We start from the raw sequence: 20,162 nt of genomic DNA on the forward strand, positions 1-20,162 counted from the left end.
GAGCGAGGCCCGCGGCTGCCCAATCCCACCCTGGAGACACCAACGCATGAACGCTCCGGCACCGCCACCTGAAGCAGGGCGGCCCGACGGGCCGTCCATCCGCATCGGCGCTCTCGCTCCGCTGACTCGGCCTGGCTGGGTCGAGGCCGGCCGGCATCTGCTCGCCGGACTCGAGCTGGCCGTCCGCGACGTCAATGACGCCGGCGGGATCGGTGGAAGACCGCTCGAGCTGGTGGTCCGGGACACCGCTGCCGATCCGCAGAGGGCCGCGGCGGCCGTGGACGAACTGGCTCGCCTGGGCGTGGCCGCGCTGGCGGGGGAATATCACAGCGTCGTCGCTCGCGCCGCTGCCGCGAGGGCGGACGCCCTCGGTCTGCCGTTCCTCTGCTCGTCGGCGGTGCTCGACGCGCTCACCGAACAGCCGACGGAATGGGTCGCGCGCCTGTGCCCGGCACAGTCGCACAGCTGGCAGACCTACGCGGACTTCCTCCTCGACGCGGGGCACGGTCGCATCGCCGTGGCAGCCCAGCCGAGTGTCTACTGGGCGTCCGGGGTCCGCATTCTGCGGGACTGCCTGGCTCCTCGCGGCGGCACCGTCATCGAACTGGACGCGAGCGCGCTCACCCCTACGGCCGTGTGCGACGAACTCGTCGGCAGCGGCGCGACAGCCCTCCTCCTTCTGGTCGGCCACCCGGACCCGGCGGTGCCGATCGTCAGGTCCGTCCGCCGCGACCCGCGCCTCGCCGAGATCATGATCGGTGCGCCGGCCGGGCAACCGGAGTTCGCCGAGTGGGCGACGGCGCTGGGCGGCGACGGAGCCGGGATCCCGTTCCTGCGCTATCTGCCCGAGCGCCTCAGCCCCCTCGGTGCACGCGTCGAGACGGCCCTGCGCGAGCGGCTGGCGGAAGCGCCCTCCTTCGTCGCCTTCGAGGGCTACGACTCGGTCGTCGTCCTGGCCGACGTGCTGCGTTCTCACGGCCCCGACCGGGCGCGCATAGCCGAAGCCTGGGCGAGCGTGGCGGTCGAAGGCACCCGCGGGAAGATCCGGTTCTCCCGCGCGCCAGGTGTCAGTGCTTGGCAATGGGTCTGGCCGCCGGTCCAGGTCGTTGATCGAGATCCGGCGGAACCCGATCGCTTTCGGATCCTGCACGCCGGCTGAGAATGCGCGGTCTCGCCCGCCGACAGGCCCCCTGAACGGCGGTGGGCCGCTGCCACCAGGGCAACGGCCCACCGCCGGAACCGGCTCCGCGAACCGCGAACCCGAACCGCCTGCGGACTACCTCTGCTTGATCCGCAGGAAGGTGACCGAGTTCGCCGGGAAGGTGTACGTGAACTTCTCGGCGACCGCCGAGAAGGTGGACGTCGCCGGAGCGACCGGCGCGTCCGTCTCGGTGTTCACCGCGTCCTGGTCGGCGGCGAGGGTGGTCACCCGGGCCGTGGCGGCGACGCGGGCGGTGCCCAGGTCGATGGCCGTACGGGCTCGGGCGGACTGGGCGTTGACGACCTTGACGATCAGGTCACCCGTCGCGGCGTCGCGCGTGACGACCTGGCGGAACGGCTCGGCGGGCTTGTCGTCGGTGAAGCTGCCCCACTCCTGGCCGTCCAGGTACAGGGTGACCTGGCGGCCGCGCACCTTGATGTCGATGTCGTAGGCGCGGCCCGTCTCGATGGACCCGGCCTTGGTCATCAGCGTGCCCTTGCCGCCGTCCACGGCCTGCTCGACGGCGGACTGGGTGTTGTTCCAGCCGCCGAGGTTCCACCAGTAGTAGTTGCCGGTGTCCTTGACGCCGAAGGCGACGAGGAAGCCCTCCTTGCCGGACTTCTTGGTGGCCTTCACATGCAGGTCGTAGTCGTGCCAGGACGGGTCGCCGGCCTGGACCATGGTGTTCTCGGCGGCGGCGTCCGTCTGGACGTACTGGCCGTCCTGGACGCTCCAGCTGCCGCCGCCCGTGTGCGTCCACTTCGAGGCGTCACCGGAGAAGTCGTCGCTCAGCAGCGTCGAGCCGTCCGCCGCGGTGACCTTCACGTCGTCGTACGCGGCGCTGGTCGCCCAGGTCGAGAGGCCGACCGCACCGGTGATCGGACCGCTGACGTTCGGGGTCGTGGTCGCCTTCGACGGGACGACCCGGTCGCCGACGTTGTTCATGAACAGCTTCTGGACCTCGTAGTTGGTCGAGTTCCAGGAGGCGCGGTTGTTGAACCAGATCAGGTCCGGGCGCCACTGGACGTAGTCCTCGTTGGCGAGCAGCGGGGCGTACGAGGCGAGCTTGACGACGTCCGCGTTGCGCTCCAGGCCGGTCATGAAGGCGGCTTCGGCGAGGCCGTTCTTCCAGGCGTTGCCCTGGGAGGCGTACTCGCCGAGGAAGACCTTCGGGCCGTTGCGGTCGTAGGAGTCGTAGCGGTCGTTGTTCTGCAGGAACCAGTTGGGGTTGTTGTAGTAGTGCTCGTCGACCATGTCGACGTTCGCCTCGCGGTTCAGCTTCCAGGCGGTGTCGAAGGTCGTGCCGCTGTCGTCCGGCCCGGAGTTGGAGATGACCGTGATGTCCGGGTACTTGGCCTCGATCGCGGCGCGGAACCGCTGGAAGCGGGCGAAGAACTCGTTGGGGAGGTTCTCCTCGTTGCCGACCCCGATGTGGGTGAGGTGGAAGGGCTTGGGGTGGCCCATCTCGGCGCGGACCTTGCCCCACTTGGAGGTCGCCGGGCCGTTGGCGAACTCGATGAGGTCGAGGGTGTCCTGGATGTGCCGCTTGAGCAGCGCCTCGTCGTCGACGGCCTTGTTCTGGCCGCAGCCGGTCACCAGGGCCGGGACGACGGGCAGCGGCATGGCGCCGATGTCCTCGGAGAAGCGGAAGTACTCGTAGTAGCCGAGGCCGTAGCTCTGGTTGTAACCCCAGAAGTTGGCGTTGGTGGCGCGCTGCTCGACCGGGCCGATGGTGTCCTTCCACTGGTAGCTGCGCTTGCGCTGCCAGCCGCTGGCCTCGCTGTAGTCCTCCATGGAGCCGGTGTTGACCAGGCAGCCGCCGGGAAAGCGCACGAAGCCCGGCTTCAGGGCGGCGATCTTCTCGGCGAGGTCCTTGCGCAGGCCGTTGGGCTGGTTCTTGTACGTCTCACGCGGGAACAGCGACACCATGTCGAGGGCCGCGGCGTTCGTGGCGGCGACGGCGAGGCGGCCGCGGTTGCTGGGGCGGGTGGCGGTGAACGTGGCCCTGTACTTGGCCCAGCCGCCCTTGACGGCCACCTGGCGGGCGGTCGCCAGCGCTCCGGCGGCGTCCTTGAGGGTGACGGTCAACGTGGTGCCGCTCTCGGCCCGGGCCCACACGGAGAAGTCGTACCGTTTGCCCTGCTCGACCCGGATCCCGGTGTTGTAGCCGGCGTTCGTGACGGTCGAACCGGCGCCCAGGGAGAGGTAGTTGCGGTTGCGCTCGCCCAGCCGGCCGGCGTCGTTCACGACCTGGCCGGTGCCGTCGACCACCCAGGACGTGAGGGGCGTGTACGACCGGTTGTCGTCCGTGGAGTACTCGAAGGACCGGTTCTGCACGAGCTCGGCGTACAGACCGCCGTCCGCGGCCCGGTTGATGTCCTCGAAGAAGACGCCGTACATCGTTTCGTCGATCTTCGCGCCCTGAGCGGCGGGCTCGACGGTGATGGCGTAGTCGGTGACGTCCTCGGCGTGGGCGGGGGCGGGGATGAGGCCGGCCGCCACCAGGAGGGCGGTGATGGCGATGCCGTATCTCCAGCGCGTGCGTGACATGGACACTCCGCGGCTCGATGTTCGAAATATCAGACGTCGATCAGGACTTCGAACGGCAAGATAGGGAGGGGGATTTGAGAGCGTCAACAGGTCGGGCGGTACCGAAAGTGTCGCAAGCGGCGGGAGGTGAGGGACGGATGGGCGAGTTCTGGCCGGTTCCGGATGTGCTGACGTATCTGGCCGGGAGCTGGCGGGTCGAGCGATCGGTGCGGGAGCTCGCGAGCGGAGAAGAGGGGGAGTTCTCCGGTACGACGGTTTTCGGCCGACTGGAGGACGGAGGGCTGCTGCACGAGGAGTCCGGCACTTTCCGCTGGCGGGGCGCCGGGCGTCCCGCCGAGCGGACATTGCGCTTCCTGCCGGGTGCGACGCCGGGCACCGCGCAGGTGCGGTTCGCCGACGGACGACCCTTCCACGACCTGGACCTGACGTCCGGGCGGCACATCGCCGACCACCCCTGCTCGGCCGACCTCTACCGGGGCGAGTTCACCGTCCGGGACGAGGACCACTGGCGGACGGTGTGGCGGGTGCGCGGACCGGCCAAGGACCTCGTCCTCACGACCGACTACGCGCGCGAGGGCTGAGCCTGCACCCCGTCGAAGCGGAGGTTCCAGCGGCCCGCCCGGCCGGTCACCGTGGTCGTCGACAGGGGGCGCACGTCGAGGTTCCAGTAGGTGGCGGGCGGCGCCTTCAGCGCGTACACCAGGGCGGCACGGATCACGGACGGTTCGGCCACGGCGACGATCCGGCCGCCGTCCTCCACGGGCCGGGTGTCGAGCCAGCCGCCGACCCGGGCGATGAACGCCAGCAGCGACTCTCCGCCGTGCGGCGTGCCACGCGGGTCGGCCAGCCAGGCGTCCACCGCCTCCGGCTCCCGGGCCATCGCCTCGCCGAGCGTCAGCCCGCGCCAGCGGCCCATGTCGCAGTCGCGCAGGGCGAGTTGCACCAGCGGGGCGTAGCCGAGGGCGTCGCCGGTGGCGCGGCTGCGCGGGGTCGGCGAGCAGTAGCGCAGCTCAGCGGCCGCCAGGGGCAGCAGGTCGCGCGCGACGCGCTGCACCTCGTCCCAGCCGGCCTGGTCCAGCGGCCGGTCGTCCTCGAAGCGCTCGGCGAGCAGTGGTGAGCTGCGCGCGGCGGCGACGAACGTGACCCGAAGTGGCATGCGGCGATGGTGTGTCGCGAGAGTGCGCAGGTCAAGAGGCGTTGTGGAGACGTCACCGAGGGTTGGTGAAACCTTACTACGGGGTCAGGATCAGGCGGACAAGTCACCGGAAATCGAGCTGTTGGAAGTTCAAGTACAGCGACGGGAGTTGTCAGAAGCAGAGGTTCATCCACTGGTCCGGCCTCTCCAGCGGCGCGAACCCGAGCTTCTCGTAGACCCCGTGCGCGTCGTGGGTGGCGAGCAGCATCCGCTTCAGCCCGTACGGCCGCAGGTGCTCACGCACATCCGCGACGAGCGCCGTGCCGATCCCCTTGCCGCGCACCGACGGGTCGACGTACACATCGCACAGCCAGGCGAAGGTCGCCCGATCGGTGATGACCCGGGCATACGCCACCTGCTCCCCCGAAACCGTCTCGTACACCCCGAAGTTCAGCGAGCCCTCGATCGCCCGGTCCTGCTTCTCCCGCGCCCGCCCGATCGCCCAGTACGCGTCGGTGGACAGCCACCGGTGCACGCGCTCGGCGTCGATGCGGTCGGGGTCGGTCGAGATCTCATAGCCCTCGGCGAGGGGCGGGGTGTCGGTCATGCGGCGAGATTCGCAGGACGCGGGCACGGGAGTCGAGCGGTTTTGCCCGGCGGGAGGGGCGTTGTCAGTGGCGGGTGCGATGCTGCGGGCATGACTGGGACGACGACTGCCGCGGACTACGCGTGGCTTCAAGAGCGCTACCCGCACCTGACGGAGGCCTACTGCGTCACGCTGGTGCGCGCAATCGCCCCCGAGGCGCTCCTGACGGAGTTGAAGGCCGAACCGCAGTCCGGCCTCACCGGCGTGGACGCCCTGGTCGGGCCGTGCTACGACGCGTGGGAGGACCACGGCGGCGACCGACAGTTCGTCGGTGTCACCGCCGTCGGCGACTGGTCGCTGATGGTCGAGTTCAACGGCTATCTGGGTGTCACGGAAGAGGCCATGCTCCCCGTCTCACGCGGCCGCCGGGTGGTCTCCCACTTCCGCAACGTCAACGCGGTCGACCACTTCTACTGGTTCGAGGACGGCGACACGCGCCTGCACTTCGAGCCGCTCTTCGCCTGCACCCGCGACGGCAGCCACCCCGACGAACTCCTCACCCAGATGCGGGAGTCGGGCTTCGACCTGCGCGACACGGACGACCGGGACTACGGCGACCACACCGAGGCGGCGTTCGCCCTGGCCCACCGCCTCACGGGCATACGCCTGACTCCGGAACTCCTGGACAAGGCGGAGTTCGTGTGCGGCCTCGCACCGCTCCCCCGCGCCTAGAGCACCTCGTCGCAGGCCGTACGGAGTCGCCGTACCCCCTCGGCGATCTCGCCCACCCCCGCCACCGCCGCGAAGCTCAACCGCAGGTGACCGGCCGGAGGTTCCGCGCTGAAGTACGGGCGGCCCGGGGTGATCGCGACGCCCGCGCGCAGGGCGGCGGAGGTCAGGGTCGCCTCTCCCCCAGGGCCGAAAGCCTGGGAGGTGCCCCCAGTGCCGTCGGGGAGGCGGAGCCACAGATGGTAGCCGCCGGACGGGATGTGCGGGAGGGCGAGCTCGGGGAGGTCGAGGCGCAGGGCGGCCGTCATCGCGTCGCGGCGGGACTTCAACTCGGCGGAGATCGCGCGCAGATGACGCGGCCAGGCGGGTGAGCCCACGAGTTCGAGCGCGGCCTCCTGCAGGGGCCGGGGCACGAAGAAGGTGTCGACGACCTGGATGGCGCGCAGCCGCTCCAGCACCGGGCCCCGGGCGGCGAGCGCGCTCAGCCGGAAGCTCGGCGAGGTCGCCTTGGTCAGTGAGCAGACGTGGACGACGACGCCGTCGGGATCGTCGGCGGCCAGCGGACGCGGCAGCGGACCGGCGTCCTCGTGCACCAGCCGTCGTACGAAGTCGTCCTCGACGACGAAGGCGCCGGCCTCCCGTGCGATGCGCAGGACCTCGCCGCGCCGCTCGGGGGCGAGCATCGCGCCGGTCGGGTTCTGGAACAGCGGCTGGCAGACGAACACGCGGGCGCCGGTCGCCCGGAAGGCGTCGGCGAGCAGCGACGGCCGCACCCCGTCCGGGTCGACGGGGACCGGGACCGGGCGCAGGCCGGCCGCGCGGGCGATCGCCAGCATGCCGGGATATGTCGGTGACTCGACCAGCACCGGCGCGCCCGGCGGTGCGAGCGCCCGCAGCGCGGTCGTCAGGGCCGACTGGCCGCCCGCGGTGATCAGCACCTCGGCCGCCGTGACGGCGCCCCCCGGCCCGCCGATGCCGCGCGCGAACCACTCCCGCAGCTCCGGCAGTCCCTCCATGGGCGGCCTGCCCCAGGCCCCGGGCCGGCGGCCGGCTCGCGACAGCGCGGCGGCCATCGCCCGCTCCGGCTGCAACGACTGGTGCAGATAGCCGCCGTTGAACTCGATCACGCCCGGCGGCGGGGCGGAGAGCGTGGCCAGCACCCCGGAGGCGTCAACCGAGCGCGGTACGAGCTCCGCCGCGGCGTCCGCGCTGAGGGTCACCTCTTGCCAGGAGGTGTCGCCGGCCGGGGCCGTCCGCGCACGAGTTTCGGCACGGAACGCTCCCGCGCCGGGCCGGGTGACCACCAGCCCTTCGGCGACCAGCTGCGCCAGGGCGCGGGAGACGGTCACCGGACTCACCCGGAACCGCTCGACAAGGGCTCGACTCGACGGCAGCTTTCCACCAGGAGAGTAGCGGTCCAATTCTTGCCGCAGCTGACCAGCCAGTTCACCGACACTGCTACGCTCGTGCATGAGAACAGAGAGTAGCGCTATCGCCCCGACCTCGATAGCGGTCACCGCCCCGGCCCGGAAGACCGTCCGCGGCACCCTCCAAGCCGCCCTCGGTGTCGCCGCCTTCTCCCTCACCTTCCCCGCCACCGCCTGGGGTCTGGAGGGTTTCGGCCCCTGGTCCCTGGTGGCCGTGCGAACCGTGCTGGCCGCGCTGATCGCGGGCGGCTGTCTGCTCGCGCTGCGCGTACCGCTCCCCGCCCGCCGGCACTGGTCGGGCCTCGCGGTGGTGGCCGCCGGAGTGGTCGTCGGCTTCCCCCTCTTCAGCACCCTCGCGCTGCGGACGTCCACCACCGCGCACGCCGCCGTCGTGGTCGGCCTGCTCCCGCTGACCACCGCTCTGCTCTCCGCGCTGCGCGTCGGCGCCCGGCCCTCGCGCACCTTCTGGACGGCGGCGCTCGTGGGCGCGGGCGCCGTGGTCGCCTTCACCGTGCAGCAGAGCGGCGGCGCGCTGACCACGGCCGACCTGTATCTGTTCGCGGCGCTGCTGGTGTGCGCGGCCGGCTACACCGAGGGTGGCCGGCTGGCCCGGGTGATGCCGGGCTGGCAGGTGATCGGCTGGGCGCTGGTGCTGTGCCTGCCGCTCACCGTCCCGGCCGCCGCGGTGGCACTGTCGTACGAGCCCGTGCACCTGAACTGGCACGGCGTGACCGGACTGCTGTGGGTCGCCGCGGGTTCGCAGTTCCTCGGCCTGGTCGTCTGGTACCGGGGCATGGCGGCCATCGGCATCCCGAAGGCCAGCCAGTTGCAGTTGGCCCAGCCCCTGCTCACACTGGTGTGGTCGGTGCTGCTGCTGGGCGAGCACCTGACAGTGGCCGCCCCGCTCACGGCCGCGGCGGTACTCGTGTGCATCGCCGTGACCCAGCGGGCGCGTGGCTGAGCGGGCCGTACGACCCACTTCCAACCACCGCTCCGCGCCGTAGACTCAAGGCCACGGACCGCTGCTCCCGCTCCTGGTGAGGAGGACCGACAGATGCGTGCAACCGTGGGCGACCAGCTTGTCCAGCACGGCAGGGTGGTCGGGCAACACGACAAGGTCGGCGAGATCGTCGAAGTCCTGGGCCAGGAGGGCAACCCTCCGTTCCGCGTCCGCTTCGAGGACGGTCACGAGGGGATCTGCTCCCCCGGCCCCGACACCGAGATCCGTCACAAGGACATCCACAGGACCGGGCGGTAGGCCCGGCAGTCGATCAGCGCGGTGCCCTGGCCGGCTGCCCGTAGTGGTCGGCCACCACCCGCGCCATCGCCCCGATCCGGTCCGTCGCCACGTCCTTCGCGGCGAAGAAGACGTGCCCGTGCGCCTGCGCGTACTCCTTGGCCATGGTGAGGTGCCGGGACAGTTCGGCCGGGTCCTGCCAGGCCGCGGGCTGCGCCGGGTCACCCGCCTTGTACAGCGCCTCTCCGATGTACAGCTGGGTCCTGCTGCCCCGCGCGACCTCCGCCCACCAGGGCACGAGCTTGGCGTAGTCGGCGGCGGCGAAGCCGATGTTCCAGTACAGCTGCGGGCAGATGTAGTCGATCCAGCCCTCGCGGACCCACTTGCGGGTGTCCGCGTACAGGTCGTCGTACGTCTGCACGCCCGCGCGGGAGTCGGAGCCGAGCGGGTCGGTGGCGGCGTTGCGCCACACGCCGAACGGGCTGATGCCGAACTGCGTGGTGGGCCGGATCCGCCGGATGCCGGCCGCCATCTCGATGACCAGCTTGTCGATGTTGTCCCGCCGCCACGCGGCCCGGGTCGGGAAGCCGCCGCCGTAGCGGTCGTAGGCGTCGTTGTCGTCGAAGGTCTGGCCCGCCACCGGATAGGGGTAGAAGTAGTCGTCGAAGTGGACGCCGTCGACCTGGTACTTCTCCACGGCGTCGAGCATCGCCCGCTGCACGAACGTACGGACCTCGGGCAGTCCGGGGTTGTAGTAGAGCTTGCCGCCGTACGTCACCACCCATTGCGGGTAGCGACGGGCGGGGTGGTTTTCGGCCAGCCTGCCGGGGTCCGTGTGGTTGGCGATGCGGTACGGGTTGAACCAGGCGTGCAGTTGCAGACCACGGGCGTGGGCCTCCCGTACGGCGGTGCCGAGCGGGTCCCAGCCGGGGTCCATGCCCTGCGTACCGGTGAGGACCTGCGACCACGGCTCGTAGGGCGAGGGCCACAGGGCGTCGGCCGTGGGCCGCACCTGGAGGATCACCGTGTTCAGACCGCGGTCCACCGCCCGGTCCAGGTGAGCGAGCAGCTCGTCGCACTGCTCGTCGGCGGTCAGCCCCTGCTTCGAGGGCCAGTCCCGGTTCGTCACGGTCGCCACCCACACGCCGCGCATCTCCCGGACCGCCCGTCGCCGGCCCGGCTCCGACCTGCCCGCCGTGGCGGCACCCGCCGCCATCGCGCCGCCTGACGCCACGAGTGCCGACAGGGCGGTCACCGTGAAGGCCCGCCGTGACAGCCGTGACTTCCGGTGCAGCATCTCTTCCTACCTCCGTGTGCCGTGGTCAAGGGCCCACCCACCGCAGATCCGCACTTCCCGGATCGCGCCCGCGCCAGCTTTTCATGAGGCACCCGAACGATCGATCAAACTTCGCCGAAGGTAACGTGCAGGTTTGGAGCAGGCGCCGAACAACGGCGGACCTGCCGCAGTCGTGGATCAGCGAAGGGGACGATGTGACCGGCATCTCCGGAGATATTGCACGCGTCGGCGTGGTGGGCTGCGGCCAGATGGGAGCGGGCATCGCCGAGGTGTGCGCCCGCTCCGGCCTGGACGTGAGGGTCGCCGAGACCACCGGCGAGGCCCTGGAGATCGGCCGCACCCGGCTGTTCAACTCCCTGGCCAAGGCCGCCGAGCGCGGCAAGATCAGCGAGGAGGAGCGGGACGCCACGCAGGCGCGGCTGTCCTTCACCACCGACCTGGGCGAGTTCGCCGACCGCGATCTGGTGATCGAGGCGGTCGTCGAGAACGAGCAGGTGAAGACCGAGATCTTCCAGGTGCTCGACCAGGTCGTGACCCGCCCGGACGCCATCCTGGCCTCCAACACCTCCTCGATCCCGCTGGTGAAGCTGGCGGTCGCCACCTCGCGCCCCGACCAGGTCATCGGCGTCCACTTCTTCAACCCGGCCCCGGTGCAAAAGCTCGTCGAGCTGATCCCGGCCCTCACCACCTCCGAGGGCACGATCGCCCGCGCCCAGGCCTTCGCCGAGAAGCTCCTCGGCAAGCACGCCATCCGCGCCCAGGACCGCTCCGGCTTCGTGGTCAACGCGCTGCTGATCCCCTACCTCCTGTCGGCGATCCGGATGTTCGAGTCGGGCATCGCCAGCCGTGAGGACATCGACAACGGCATGGAGCTGGGCTGCGCCCACCCGATGGGCCCGCTGAAGCTCTCCGACCTGATCGGCCTGGACACCGTCGCCTCCGTGGCGCAGAGCATGTACGACGAGTTCAAGGAGCCGCTGTACGCCGCTCCCCCGCTGCTGCTGCGCATGGTGGACGCGGGCCGGCTGGGCCGCAAGACCGGCTCCGGTTTCTACACGTACTGATCCCCCCTGTACGGCTGATTACAGACGGTCAGATTCCGGCCAAGCACACGGGCCCGGCACCGCGAAGGTGCCGGGCCCGCGTCATTCACACACCGTGTGCACTGCGGGCTCGCATATGCCCCTCGCACACTCTCCCCATGCGCCCACCAGGCGAGTTCACTTTCCCTGCGCATGCAAGGGATGAGAGATGACTACGGAAAGGAGCGGGATAGTGTCCGCCGATCCCGAGCATCCAGTCGTGTCTGGAGAACTCGCAGAGTTACGACGCCGTCTCGACGTCGCCTACGCCCGCGTGGAGGGCGGGCTGGCTCTGCTCACGCACCGCACCGAGGAGACCGCCAAGGAGATCGACGAGTTGAACACCCGGATCCACACACTGGAACACGCGCGCTGGCCGCTGCCCGCGGTCGCCGCCCTCACCGCCGTGGGTGCTCTCGTCGTGGCGATCTGGCAGGCCGTCGGTCGTTAGCCCGGTGACGTCCCATCAGGGCAGGACGTCGTGACCGAGCCTGAGATGGTGCAGCATCAGTAACGCGGCCGCCATGTTGGCGGCCGGGACCTCCCCACGGGCGACCATGTCGGGGACGAGCTTGAGAGGGACCCATTCCCGGCGGTCCGACTCGAAGTCGTCCACGGGATGTCCGACGTACTCGCCCTCGTCGGCCCAGTAGATGTGGTGCCGGGCGTCGGTGAGCCCGTTGGAGGGCTCCACGCTCATGAGGTGGTGCAGGGGTCCCGGCCGCCAGCCGGTCTCCTCCTCCAGCTCCCTGGCGGCCGCGCGGGCGATGTCCTCGCCGTCCTCGACGACGCCCGCCGCGAGTTCCCACCCCCAGCTGTCGGTGATGAAACGGTGGCGCCACAGGAGGAGGACCTCATTGGCCTCATTGACCACCGTGGCCACGGCGACCGGCCGCAACCGTATGAGGAAGTGGTCCAGGTGCCGGCCGTCGGGCAGCTCCACATCTGCCAGGTTGACGGTGAACCAGCGGTTTTCATACACAGTTTGTTCGTTCTGTTTCGTCCACTGCACGGTTCTGCCACCTTCCGTCGAGTAAGTGGCAATATCGCAGCAGGGACTATGAGATGTCGGGGCTCCGGTACTCGCCTACAGCGGAACGCGCAGTGCCCCGTCGATGAGTTCGGCCGCTTCGGCGGTGCCCGCACTGCCGCTGCGCACCAGGTGTTCGCGCACCGCGCGGAGTCTGTCGCGCAGGCGCTGGGACTCCATTCCCCGCGCCTGCTCGGCCATCTGCACCGCCGTGGCCACCGCCTTGTCCGCGTTGCCCTGGCGCAGCTCGATCGTGCTGAGCATGGCAAGGCGGTGCACCCGGCCCCGGTCGTGGGCGGGATTGTCGACGGCGGCCGCGGCGTGCTCCGCCGCTGCCGTCAGCTCCCCGAGACTCAGCAGCGCCTCCGCCACCTGGACGTTGACGAGCCCGGGCTGGACATAGCCCGTTTCGTCCGGTTCGTATCCGCGGTGGATGCGTTCGGCGGCCTGCTCGGCACGCCGGATGCAGGACAGCGCGCTCGTACCGTCGCCGAGGTGGGCGTACGCCTTCGCCTGCATCGCGTACAGGTCGGAGGCGAGCGCCGGGGTGATGTGCTTGCCGGCGGCCCGCAGCGCCGCCTCCGCGAAGGCGACGGCCTGCCGGAACTCCCGCATGAACAGCGACTGGTTGACCAGCAACGCGATCACATACGCGCCGAGCCCCCGGTCGCCGCTGGCCTTCGCCAGCCGCAGCGCCTGGTGGAAGTAGCGCTGGGCGAGCCCGTGCGCGTCGGAGTCGTATGCGCAGATGCCCGCGACGGCCACCAGTCCGCCTGTCGCGCGGTGCAGTTGACGCCCCGTGGCGTCGGTGTAACTGCCGCGCAGCAGCGGGGCGGCCTCGGCGTTGAGGAACCCGACGATCCGGGTGCGGGTCGCTATGCCGCCCGCCTTCCGGTACATCTGCTCGTAGTGGGTGCGGGCGGCCCGCAGCATCTCGATGTCGGCGGGCGTGACCCGGTGCCGTCCCCCGCGTGAGACGTCGACGTCCTCGGGCGGGTTCTCCCACTCCCACACGGGCATCACGGCGGGCGTTCCCGTCACGGCGGGCGCCCCCAGGATGTGCGGCCGCTGCTGCTCGTCGGAGCGCCACAACGCGGTGGCCCGCTCCACGAAGCCGGACAGCGAGGTGGCGTGCGCGGTGGACGGTTCGCCGGGTACGCCCAGGCCGATGTCGTCGAGCGTGACCGTACGGTGCAGCCGGGCGGCGAGCACCTCGCAGATCAGGTCGGGCACCTGGCCGCGCGGCCGCTGGCCCTTCAACCACCGTGCGACGGCGGTGTGTTCGTATCTCAGCGCGAGCCCACGCGCCCGCCCCGCCTGGTTCACGTGCGCTGCCAGCCCCGCGTGCGAGATCCCGGCCTCGTCCAGAATCGCGTCGAGCAGAGTGTTGGGCTGCATGTATGCCCCCCGGGTGGCTCGGTGCCGTCAGAGTAGTGCGAACCGCTTCACACGGGGTGTGAACCGAGTGCCCGAATCCGCAGGGTACGCGCGCTGTTGCGGAGAGTTTCCATCCGCTTGACTGAAATGCCTCGCAAGAGGCCGGCCGGGCCGCCGGCTCCCCCTCGTACAATGCGGCGGCCCGCATCCGCGCCGTCCGCCCAGCTGCCTGCCCGACACTCCGCGGCTGGGCGGATGGCGACTAAACGCCGTTGCGTCAAAGGTGGTTCGTCGGCTGCGGGTTCGTTGTGGCTGGTCGCGCCCCGGCGGCGGAGCCGCCTATGTCACAGCCCCGCGCCCCTAGGGAATCGCAGTGCAGCCTCGTTCGGTCGTTCCGTAGGACCAGTAGCGCTATGTCGTCTGCTTGCCGTCCTCTTGTGTGGCGGATGAGGGCCGTGAAGAGGGTGCTCAGGATGGTCTGGGGGGTGATCGGGTCGTGTCGTACGGCGTCGATCAGCGCCGCCTGGAGGGAAAAGAACCGGCCTCTTGCATCCCTCGCGTCCTCGACACCGTCCGTATACAGGACCAGTGAGTCGCCGGGGAGCAGGGAACCGCAGGGCAGCGGGTCCAGTTCGGTCGGGAGGGGAAACGGGCCGAGGGGCGGGAGTGGGTCGGCTCGGGCCAAGGGGGCGACGCTGGTGCCGCTCAGCAGATACGGCCACGGATGGCCGCAGTTGAGGGCGGTGATCTCGCCATCCGGACCGATCTCCAGGAGCAGCAGGGTGACGAACTCCTCGGCGACCGGGGTGTCCGGTTCCAGGCCGGATGCGGGGTGTTCGTCGCGCGCCCGTTCGCGCAGGTGCCGGGCCAGGGCCCGCTCCAGTCTGCGCAGCACCTGGCCCAGGTCGGGTTCGTCGTGGACGGCCTCGCGGAAGCTGCCGAGGAGGGCGGCCACCGTGCCCATGGCCGCGATGCCGTGGCCGCGCACGTCGCCCATCACCGCCCGTACGCCGTGCTCGGTGGCGATGACCTCGTACAGGTCACCGCCGACACAGGCACTGCGATCCGCGGAGAGCTGGGCGGCGGCGACGTTCAGCCCGTCGATGCGCGCGGGCAGCGGCCGCAGCAGCGCGTTCTGCGCGGCCCCGGCGACCTTGCGGACCTGTCGAAGCTCACGCAACAGGGCGTGCCGGACGTGCAGGATCAGCCCGGTCCCCACGGCGAAGAAGACGGCGCTGGTGACGATCCGGGCACCGAAGCTGTCCTCCTGCGCGAGCGGGCAGGCCAGCTTGTACATGATCGCCATCCCACCCCAGGCGGTGGGCAGCCCCAGCGCCAGCACCTTGCGGGGAACCCGAGCCTTGATGCGGAACATGCCGATGGCCCCCCAATAGGCCCTGACAACGCAGAATCGGACCGACCTCGAAAGGCCGGTCCGATTCTGTCGAGGGATGACCCGGAAGTACCGGATCACCCAGAGAAGTCACCCTATTGAGTGAGGTGACCACAACGGGCCCCGAAAGGGGCGTACTAGCCCCGCAGCACCGCTCCCGTACGCTCGCCCGCAAGGGCGACCGCCGCATCCCTGGCCGCCGAAGCCTCGTCGACGGTCAGCGTCCGGTCCCCCGCGCGGAAGCGCAGTGCGTAGGCCAGCGACTTCTTTCCGTCGCCGAGCTGCTCGTCATTGACGTACACATCGAACAGCCGGATGCCCTCAAGGAGTTCACCCGCCCCCTCACGCAGCGCGGCCTCGACCTCCGCGGCCGGTACCGGCTTGTCCACGACCAGGGCGACGTCCTGCGTGGCGACGGGGAACGTGGAGATGCTCGGCGCCTGCGGGGTGCCGTCACCGGCCTGCTCCAGGGCGTCCAGGTCCAGCTCCATCGCACAGGTACGCGCGGGCAGTCCGAGCGCCTTCAGCACCCTCGGGTGCAGCTCACCGGCGTGGCCGATGACCTGCTCGGCGCCGTCCACGGTGATGGCCAGCTCGGCGCACCGACCCGGGTGCCACGGCCCGTACTGGCCGGCCCGCACGATCAGCTCGGCCCCCGCTTCCCGCGCGACGACCCGTGCCGCCTCCACCGCGTCGGCCCAGTCGCCCGCACGGCCCTTGCCCCACCAGCCGGCCTGCTCGCGGGCGCCCGCGAGGACGACGGCCACGTGCCGCGGCTGCTCGGGGAGCACGGCGTTCAGCGCCGCGATCTCCTCATCGGTGGGACGCCGGTCGACCGGCAGATGCCCGGCGGCACCCCGCTCGTCGCGCGGGTGGAAGACCAGCCCGGTCTCGAACAGTGCCAGGTCGTGCGAACCCCGGCCGTCGTTGCGCCGCAGCGCGCCGAGCAGGCCCGGCAGCAGCGACGTGCGCAGCGCGGGCTCCTCGTCGTTGAGCGGGTTGACCAGCTTGACGACGCGGCGGGCCGGGTCGTCGGCCGCCAGGCCCAGCTGGTCGAAGACCTGCTCGCTGACGAAGGGGTAGTTCGGCGCCTCGACATAGCCGGCCCCGGCCAGCGCGCGGCCGACGCGGCGGTGCAGCCGCTGGCGGTGGGTCAGGCCACGGCCGGACGGCAGCTTCGGCAGGGTCGAGGGCAGTTCCTCGTAGCCCTCCAGGCGGATGACCTCTTCGGCCAGGTCGTTCGGCTCCAGGAGGTCGGGCCGCCAGGACGGCACGGTGACGATCAGCTCGTCCTGCCCGTACACGTCACAGCCGATCTCCTGCAGCCGCCGTACGACGGTCTCGCGGCCGTACGTGACGCCCGCGACCTTGTCCGGGTGGTCGGCCGGAGTGGTGATGGTGTGCGGACCGGACGGCGTGACGACCTCCGTCACGCCCGCCTCCGCCGTACCACCCGCGAGCAGCACCAGCAGGTCGACCGTGCGCTGGGCGGCCGCGGCTGCCGCCGCCGGGTCGACACCGCGCTCGAAGCGGCGGGACGCCTCCGAGGACAGCTTGTGGCGGCGGGCCGTACGGGCGATGGAGACCTGGTCGAAGTGGGCGGCCTCGATGACGACCTCGGTCGTCGCGTTCTCCAGGTCGTCGTGGTCGGCGATCTCCGTGTTGGCGCCGCCCATGACGCCCGCGAGGCCGATCGGGCCGCGCTCGTCGGTGATCACCAGGTCCTCGGCGTGCAGCTTGCGCTCGACGCCGTCGAGGGTGACGAGCTTCTCGCCCTCCTCGGCCCGGCGCACGCCGATGGTGCCCTGGACCAGGTTGCGGTCGTAGGCGTGCAGCGGCTGGCCGAGCTCCATCATCACGTAGTTGGTGATGTCGACGGCGAGCGAGATCGGGCGCATGCCGACCTTCTGCAGACGGCGCTGCAGCCAGATCGGGGAGCGGGCCTCGGGGCTCAGGCCGGTCACCGTGCGGGCGGTGAAGCGGTCGCAGCCGATCGGGTCGGAGACCTGCACCGGGTAGCCGAAGGCGTTCGGGCCGGGGACGTCCAGCAGGGCGGGGTCGCGCAGCGGGATGCCGTAGGCGATGGCGGTCTCGCGGGCGACGCCGCGGATGGACAGGCAGTCGCCGCGGTTGGCGGTGACGGCGATGTCCAGGACCTCGTCGACCAGTTCGAGCAGCTCGATGGCGTCCTTGCCGACCTCGGTCTCCGGCGGCAGCACGATGATGCCGTGTGTGCCGTCGTCGCCCATGCCCAGCTCGGTGCTGGAGCAGATCATGCCGTGCGAGACACGGCCGTAGGTCTTGCGCGCGGCGATCGCGAAGCCGCCGGGCAGCACGGCGCCCGGGAGCACGACCACGACCTTGTCGCCGACCTGGAAGTTGCGGGCGCCGCAGATGAGTTCCTGGGGCTCGCCGGTGCCGTTGGCCATGCCGACATCGACGGTGCAGAAGCGGATCGGCTTCTTGAACTCCGTCAGCTCCTCGATGGTCAGCACCTGGCCGACCACCAGCGGGCCCTTGAGGTCGGCGCCGAGCTGTTCGACGGTCTCGACCTCCAGACCTGCCGAAATGAGCTTGGCCTGGACGTCGCGGCCGGTCTCCGTCGCCGGCAGGTCGACGTACTCCCGCAGCCAAGAAAGCGGGACCCGCATCAGATCTCCATCCCGAACGGCCGGGTGAACCGGACGTCACCCTCGACCATGTCTCGCATGTCTTCGACGTTGTGGCGGAACATCAGCATCCGCTCGATGCCGAACCCGAAGGCGAAGCCGCTGTACTTCTCCGGGTCGACGCCGCAGGCGGTGAGCACCCGCGGGTTGACCATGCCGCAGCCGCCGAGCTCGATCCAGCCTTCGGAGGAGCAGGTACGGCAGGGCCGGTCGGGGTTGCCGACGGATTCGCCGCGGCAGACGTAGCACACCATGTCCATCTCGGCGGACGGCTCGGTGAACGGGAAGAAGTTCGGCCGCAGCCGGGTCTTCATGCCCTCGCCGAACAGCGACTGGACCATGTGGTCCAGGGTGCCCTTGAGGTCGGCCATGGTCAGGCCCTCGTCGACGGCGAGCAGCTCGACCTGGTGGAAGACCGGGGTGTGCGTGGCGTCCAGCTCGTCGGTGCGGTACACGCGGCCGGGGCAGATCACGTAGACCGGCAGCTCGCGGTCGAGCAGGGAGCGGATCTGCACGGGCGAGGTGTGGGTGCGCAGTACGACGCCGGAGTCACCGGAGCCGTCCGGGCCCTCGACGAAGAAGGTGTCCGCCTCACCGCGGGCCGGGTGGTCCGGGCCGATGTTGAGGGCGTCGAAGTTGAACCACTCGGCCTCGACCTGCGGGCCCTCGGCCACCTCGTAGCCCATGGCCACGAAGATGTCCTCGATGCGCTCGGACAGGGTGGTGAGCGGGTGGCGGGCGCCGGCCGGTACGCGGTCGTACGGCAGGGTGACGTCCACGGACTCCTCGACCAGCACGCGCTGGTCGCGCTCGGCCTCCAGCTCGGCCTGGCGCGCGGCGAGGGCCTTGTTGACGGCGCCACGGGCCTGGCCGACCCGCTTGCCGGCCTCGGCCTTGGCGTGCGGGGGCAGGGCGCCGATCGCGCGGTTGGCGAGGGCCAGCGGGGAGGTGCCGCCGGTGTGGGCGACCTTGGCCTCCTGGAGCGCGTCGAGGGAGTCCGCGGCGGCGAAGGCGGCGAGCGCCTCGTCCCGCATGCGCTCGATCTCTTCCGGTTTCAGTGCCTCGACCTCGACAGGGTCGTACGACTTATTGGGTGCCGACATCTCTTCCCGTGCTTCCGATTGCTGGCGGATGGTCCCCGTCACCGGCTCATGGACCGTGCGTCACGGTTTTCGGGACACACCGTCTTGGTCTTTGGGACACAAAGGTGCCAATGGCCGAGTCTAACGGGGTTGAGGTACGCGAATGCGCCCGTGGTGCCTCAGGCCATGAAGGCCGGTGCCGCCACGGGCAACGTAAATCGGAACTGCGCGCCGCCGCCGGGGGCGCGGCCGACCTCGATGGCGCCGCCGTGGGCCTCGACGATGCCCTTGACGATGTAGAGCCCGAGGCCCGTGCCGCCGCGCTTGCTGCCCCGCCAGAAGCGGGTGAAGACGCGGTTCATGGACTCCTCCGGGATGCCGGGCCCCTCGTCGCTCACCGTGACCGACGTGCCGGTGTCCTCGTCCTCGCGCGGGGACGCCGTGGCCGTGATGTCAATGGTGACCGTTCCGTCGCCGTGCCGCACGGCATTTTCGATGAGGTTGCTGAGCACCTGGTCGATCTTGTCGGGATCGGCCCACAGGGCGGGCAGCGGCTGCTCGATACGGAGCAGGAAGCGGTCGGCGGGCTGACCGGCGGCGACGTACGCCTGGATGTGCCGTCCCACGGCCGCGCCGATGTCGACGGGCTGGCGCCGTACCTCCAGCCGCCCGCTGTCGATCCGCGAGATGTCGAGCAGCTCGGCGATGAGCCGGGTGACCCGGTCGGCGTCGGCGTCGACGGTCTCCAGCATGAGCCGCTTCTGGTCGTCGGTGAACCGTTCCCACTTGGCGAGGAGCGTGGCGGTGAAGCCCTTGACGGAGGTCAGCGGCGAACGCAGTTCGTGCGCGACGGTGGCGATCAGCTCGGCGTGACTTCGCTCGGTGCGGCGGCGGGCCTCGGTGTCGCGCAGCGAGACGACGACACGGCACACCGGCCCGGCCGGCTCGCTGCGGACGTACCGCACCGAGACGAGCACCTCGCGCCCGCCGGGAAGCAAGAGGTTCCGCTCGGGCTGCCTGCGCCGGATGGCCAGCCCGCCGTACGGGTCGGTCACCTGCCACCAGCGCCGCCCGTCGAGGTCCTCTAACGGCAGTGCCTTCTCCAGCCGCTGCCCGAGGGCGTCGGCGGCGGCAACGGAGGTGATGCGCTCGGCGGCGGCGTTGAAGCAGATGACGTGCCCGTGCTCGTCGGCGACGACGAGGCCGTCGGGCAGATCGTCGGGATCGATTCCGAGCTCGGCGAGATCACCGGCGTCACCGGGCCGCGACGCGGACGGGCGCCGCACCCCCCGTGCCCCCGGTGCGCTGCTCGTGCCGACACTCATCCCCGTACCCCACCTCTCACGACGGCTTTGGGGCCCCCGAGC

At 70.8% G+C, this 20,162-nt stretch carries 18 protein-coding genes; 7 read left to right on the forward strand and 11 right to left on the reverse strand.

The window, feature by feature from the left end:
* Positions 1 to 46 precede the first annotated feature (46 nt).
* Entirely contained in the window at positions 47 to 1,159 is a 1,113-nt protein-coding gene (locus ACIBAG_RS37085; protein WP_399111446.1) for an ABC transporter substrate-binding protein, read from the forward strand.
* A 117-nt stretch (positions 1,160 to 1,276) separates the two neighbouring features.
* Here ACIBAG_RS37085 and ACIBAG_RS37090 read toward each other — a convergent pair whose 3' ends face one another.
* A complete protein-coding gene (locus ACIBAG_RS37090; RefSeq protein WP_399111447.1) occupies positions 1,277 to 3,751 on the reverse strand; it encodes an alpha-L-arabinofuranosidase C-terminal domain-containing protein in 2,475 nt (824 codons plus the stop codon).
* Between the two features lie 137 nt (positions 3,752 to 3,888).
* Here ACIBAG_RS37090 and ACIBAG_RS37095 point away from each other — a divergent pair, with 137 nt between their 5' ends.
* Entirely contained in the window at positions 3,889 to 4,332 is a 444-nt protein-coding gene (locus ACIBAG_RS37095) for a DUF6314 family protein (RefSeq protein WP_399111449.1), read from the forward strand.
* On the opposite strand, the gene ACIBAG_RS37100 is transcribed toward ACIBAG_RS37095, so the two are convergent.
* A complete protein-coding gene (locus ACIBAG_RS37100; protein WP_399111451.1) occupies positions 4,314 to 4,907 on the reverse strand; it encodes a histidine phosphatase family protein in 594 nt (197 codons plus the stop codon). The genes ACIBAG_RS37095 and ACIBAG_RS37100 overlap by 19 nt on opposite strands.
* A 151-nt stretch (positions 4,908 to 5,058) precedes the next feature.
* Positions 5,059 to 5,493 (reverse strand): GNAT family N-acetyltransferase, encoded by a 435-nt coding sequence (locus ACIBAG_RS37105; RefSeq protein ID WP_399111453.1) that lies wholly within the window; start codon positions 5,491 to 5,493, stop codon positions 5,059 to 5,061.
* A 90-nt stretch (positions 5,494 to 5,583) separates the two neighbouring features.
* Here ACIBAG_RS37105 and ACIBAG_RS37110 point away from each other — a divergent pair, with 90 nt between their 5' ends.
* Positions 5,584 to 6,204, forward strand: coding sequence for a DUF6461 domain-containing protein (locus ACIBAG_RS37110; RefSeq protein ID WP_399111455.1), 621 nt, complete (start codon positions 5,584 to 5,586; stop codon positions 6,202 to 6,204).
* On the opposite strand, the gene ACIBAG_RS37115 is transcribed toward ACIBAG_RS37110, so the two are convergent.
* Positions 6,201 to 7,673 carry a PLP-dependent aminotransferase family protein gene (locus tag ACIBAG_RS37115; RefSeq protein WP_399111457.1) on the reverse strand — a complete coding sequence of 491 codons (1,473 nt, stop codon included), beginning with the start codon at positions 7,671 to 7,673 and terminating at the stop codon, positions 6,201 to 6,203. The genes ACIBAG_RS37110 and ACIBAG_RS37115 overlap by 4 nt on opposite strands.
* On the opposite strand from ACIBAG_RS37115, the gene ACIBAG_RS37120 reads away from it, so the two are divergent.
* Both ACIBAG_RS37120 and ACIBAG_RS37125 read left to right on the forward strand, forming a co-directional pair.
* Positions 7,672 to 8,589 carry a DMT family transporter gene (locus ACIBAG_RS37120; RefSeq protein WP_399111459.1) on the forward strand — a complete coding sequence of 306 codons (918 nt, stop codon included), beginning with the start codon at positions 7,672 to 7,674 and terminating at the stop codon, positions 8,587 to 8,589. The two genes, ACIBAG_RS37115 and ACIBAG_RS37120, sit on opposite strands and share 2 nt — an antisense overlap.
* A 93-nt stretch (positions 8,590 to 8,682) precedes the next feature.
* Positions 8,683 to 8,886 (forward strand): DUF1918 domain-containing protein, encoded by a 204-nt coding sequence (locus ACIBAG_RS37125; protein ID WP_031486729.1) that lies wholly within the window; start codon positions 8,683 to 8,685, stop codon positions 8,884 to 8,886.
* A 13-nt stretch (positions 8,887 to 8,899) separates the two neighbouring features.
* Here ACIBAG_RS37125 and ACIBAG_RS37130 read toward each other — a convergent pair whose 3' ends face one another.
* A complete protein-coding gene (locus tag ACIBAG_RS37130; RefSeq protein ID WP_399111461.1) occupies positions 8,900 to 10,162 on the reverse strand; it encodes a glycoside hydrolase family 10 protein in 1,263 nt (420 codons plus the stop codon).
* A gap of 194 nt (positions 10,163 to 10,356) precedes the next feature.
* Between ACIBAG_RS37130 and ACIBAG_RS37135 the strand changes: the two genes are divergently transcribed.
* Positions 10,357 to 11,226, forward strand: a complete 870-nt coding sequence (locus ACIBAG_RS37135) for a 3-hydroxybutyryl-CoA dehydrogenase (protein ID WP_399111463.1) — start codon at positions 10,357 to 10,359, stop codon at positions 11,224 to 11,226.
* A 211-nt stretch (positions 11,227 to 11,437) separates the two neighbouring features.
* On the forward strand, positions 11,438 to 11,695 hold the full coding sequence (locus ACIBAG_RS37140) for a hypothetical protein (protein ID WP_399111464.1): 258 nt from the start codon (positions 11,438 to 11,440) through the stop codon (positions 11,693 to 11,695).
* Between the two features lie 15 nt (positions 11,696 to 11,710).
* Here the strand turns inward: ACIBAG_RS37140 and ACIBAG_RS37145 are convergent, their stop codons facing one another.
* The 6 genes from ACIBAG_RS37145 to ACIBAG_RS37170 form a co-directional block, all read right to left on the reverse strand.
* A complete protein-coding gene (locus ACIBAG_RS37145; protein ID WP_399111466.1) occupies positions 11,711 to 12,256 on the reverse strand; it encodes an NUDIX hydrolase in 546 nt (181 codons plus the stop codon).
* Between the two features lie 75 nt (positions 12,257 to 12,331).
* Positions 12,332 to 13,672: a transcriptional regulator gene (locus ACIBAG_RS37150; RefSeq protein WP_399111468.1), complete on the reverse strand. Its 1,341-nt coding sequence runs from the start codon at positions 13,670 to 13,672 to the stop codon at positions 12,332 to 12,334.
* Between the two features lie 256 nt (positions 13,673 to 13,928).
* On the reverse strand, positions 13,929 to 15,026 hold the full coding sequence (locus ACIBAG_RS37155; protein ID WP_399111469.1) for a PP2C family protein-serine/threonine phosphatase: 1,098 nt from the start codon (positions 15,024 to 15,026) through the stop codon (positions 13,929 to 13,931).
* A 155-nt stretch (positions 15,027 to 15,181) separates the two neighbouring features.
* Positions 15,182 to 17,695 (reverse strand): phenylalanine--tRNA ligase subunit beta, encoded by a 2,514-nt coding sequence (gene pheT / locus ACIBAG_RS37160; RefSeq protein ID WP_399111471.1) that lies wholly within the window; start codon positions 17,693 to 17,695, stop codon positions 15,182 to 15,184.
* The gene (pheS, locus tag ACIBAG_RS37165; protein WP_399111473.1) at positions 17,695 to 18,816 is read right to left on the reverse strand and encodes a phenylalanine--tRNA ligase subunit alpha; all 1,122 of its coding nucleotides are present in this window, start codon (positions 18,814 to 18,816) and stop codon (positions 17,695 to 17,697) included. Before pheS ends, pheT begins: the two co-directional genes overlap by 1 nt.
* 158 nt (positions 18,817 to 18,974) lie before the next feature.
* Positions 18,975 to 20,120 (reverse strand): ATP-binding protein, encoded by a 1,146-nt coding sequence (locus tag ACIBAG_RS37170; protein WP_399111474.1) that lies wholly within the window; start codon positions 20,118 to 20,120, stop codon positions 18,975 to 18,977.
* Positions 20,121 to 20,162: the final 42 nt, after the last annotated feature.

The sequence above is a fragment of the Streptomyces sp. NPDC051243 genome (assembly GCF_044455405.1).
In the GTDB taxonomy this organism is placed as follows: Bacteria; Actinomycetota; Actinomycetes; order Streptomycetales; family Streptomycetaceae; genus Streptomyces.

Coding starts and splice junctions, on each gene's coding strand:
- ACIBAG_RS37085 (WP_399111446.1), top strand. CDS start 47: ATGAACGCTCCGGCACCGCCACCTGAAGCAGGGCGGCCCGACGGGCCG.
- ACIBAG_RS37090 (WP_399111447.1), bottom strand. CDS start 3,751: ATGTCACGCACGCGCTGGAGATACGGCATCGCCATCACCGCCCTCCTG.
- ACIBAG_RS37095 (WP_399111449.1), top strand. CDS start 3,889: ATGGGCGAGTTCTGGCCGGTTCCGGATGTGCTGACGTATCTGGCCGGG.
- ACIBAG_RS37100 (WP_399111451.1), bottom strand. CDS start 4,907: ATGCCACTTCGGGTCACGTTCGTCGCCGCCGCGCGCAGCTCACCACTG.
- ACIBAG_RS37105 (WP_399111453.1), bottom strand. CDS start 5,493: ATGACCGACACCCCGCCCCTCGCCGAGGGCTATGAGATCTCGACCGAC.
- ACIBAG_RS37110 (WP_399111455.1), top strand. CDS start 5,584: ATGACTGGGACGACGACTGCCGCGGACTACGCGTGGCTTCAAGAGCGC.
- ACIBAG_RS37120 (WP_399111459.1), top strand. CDS start 7,672: ATGAGAACAGAGAGTAGCGCTATCGCCCCGACCTCGATAGCGGTCACC.
- ACIBAG_RS37115 (WP_399111457.1), bottom strand. CDS start 7,673: ATGCACGAGCGTAGCAGTGTCGGTGAACTGGCTGGTCAGCTGCGGCAA.
- ACIBAG_RS37125 (WP_031486729.1), top strand. CDS start 8,683: ATGCGTGCAACCGTGGGCGACCAGCTTGTCCAGCACGGCAGGGTGGTC.
- ACIBAG_RS37130 (WP_399111461.1), bottom strand. CDS start 10,162: ATGCTGCACCGGAAGTCACGGCTGTCACGGCGGGCCTTCACGGTGACC.
- ACIBAG_RS37150 (WP_399111468.1), bottom strand. CDS start 13,672: ATGCAGCCCAACACTCTGCTCGACGCGATTCTGGACGAGGCCGGGATC.
- ACIBAG_RS37155 (WP_399111469.1), bottom strand. CDS start 15,026: ATGTTCCGCATCAAGGCTCGGGTTCCCCGCAAGGTGCTGGCGCTGGGG.
- pheT (WP_399111471.1), bottom strand. CDS start 17,695: ATGCGGGTCCCGCTTTCTTGGCTGCGGGAGTACGTCGACCTGCCGGCG.
- pheS (WP_399111473.1), bottom strand. CDS start 18,816: ATGTCGGCACCCAATAAGTCGTACGACCCTGTCGAGGTCGAGGCACTG.
- ACIBAG_RS37170 (WP_399111474.1), bottom strand. CDS start 20,120: ATGAGTGTCGGCACGAGCAGCGCACCGGGGGCACGGGGGGTGCGGCGC.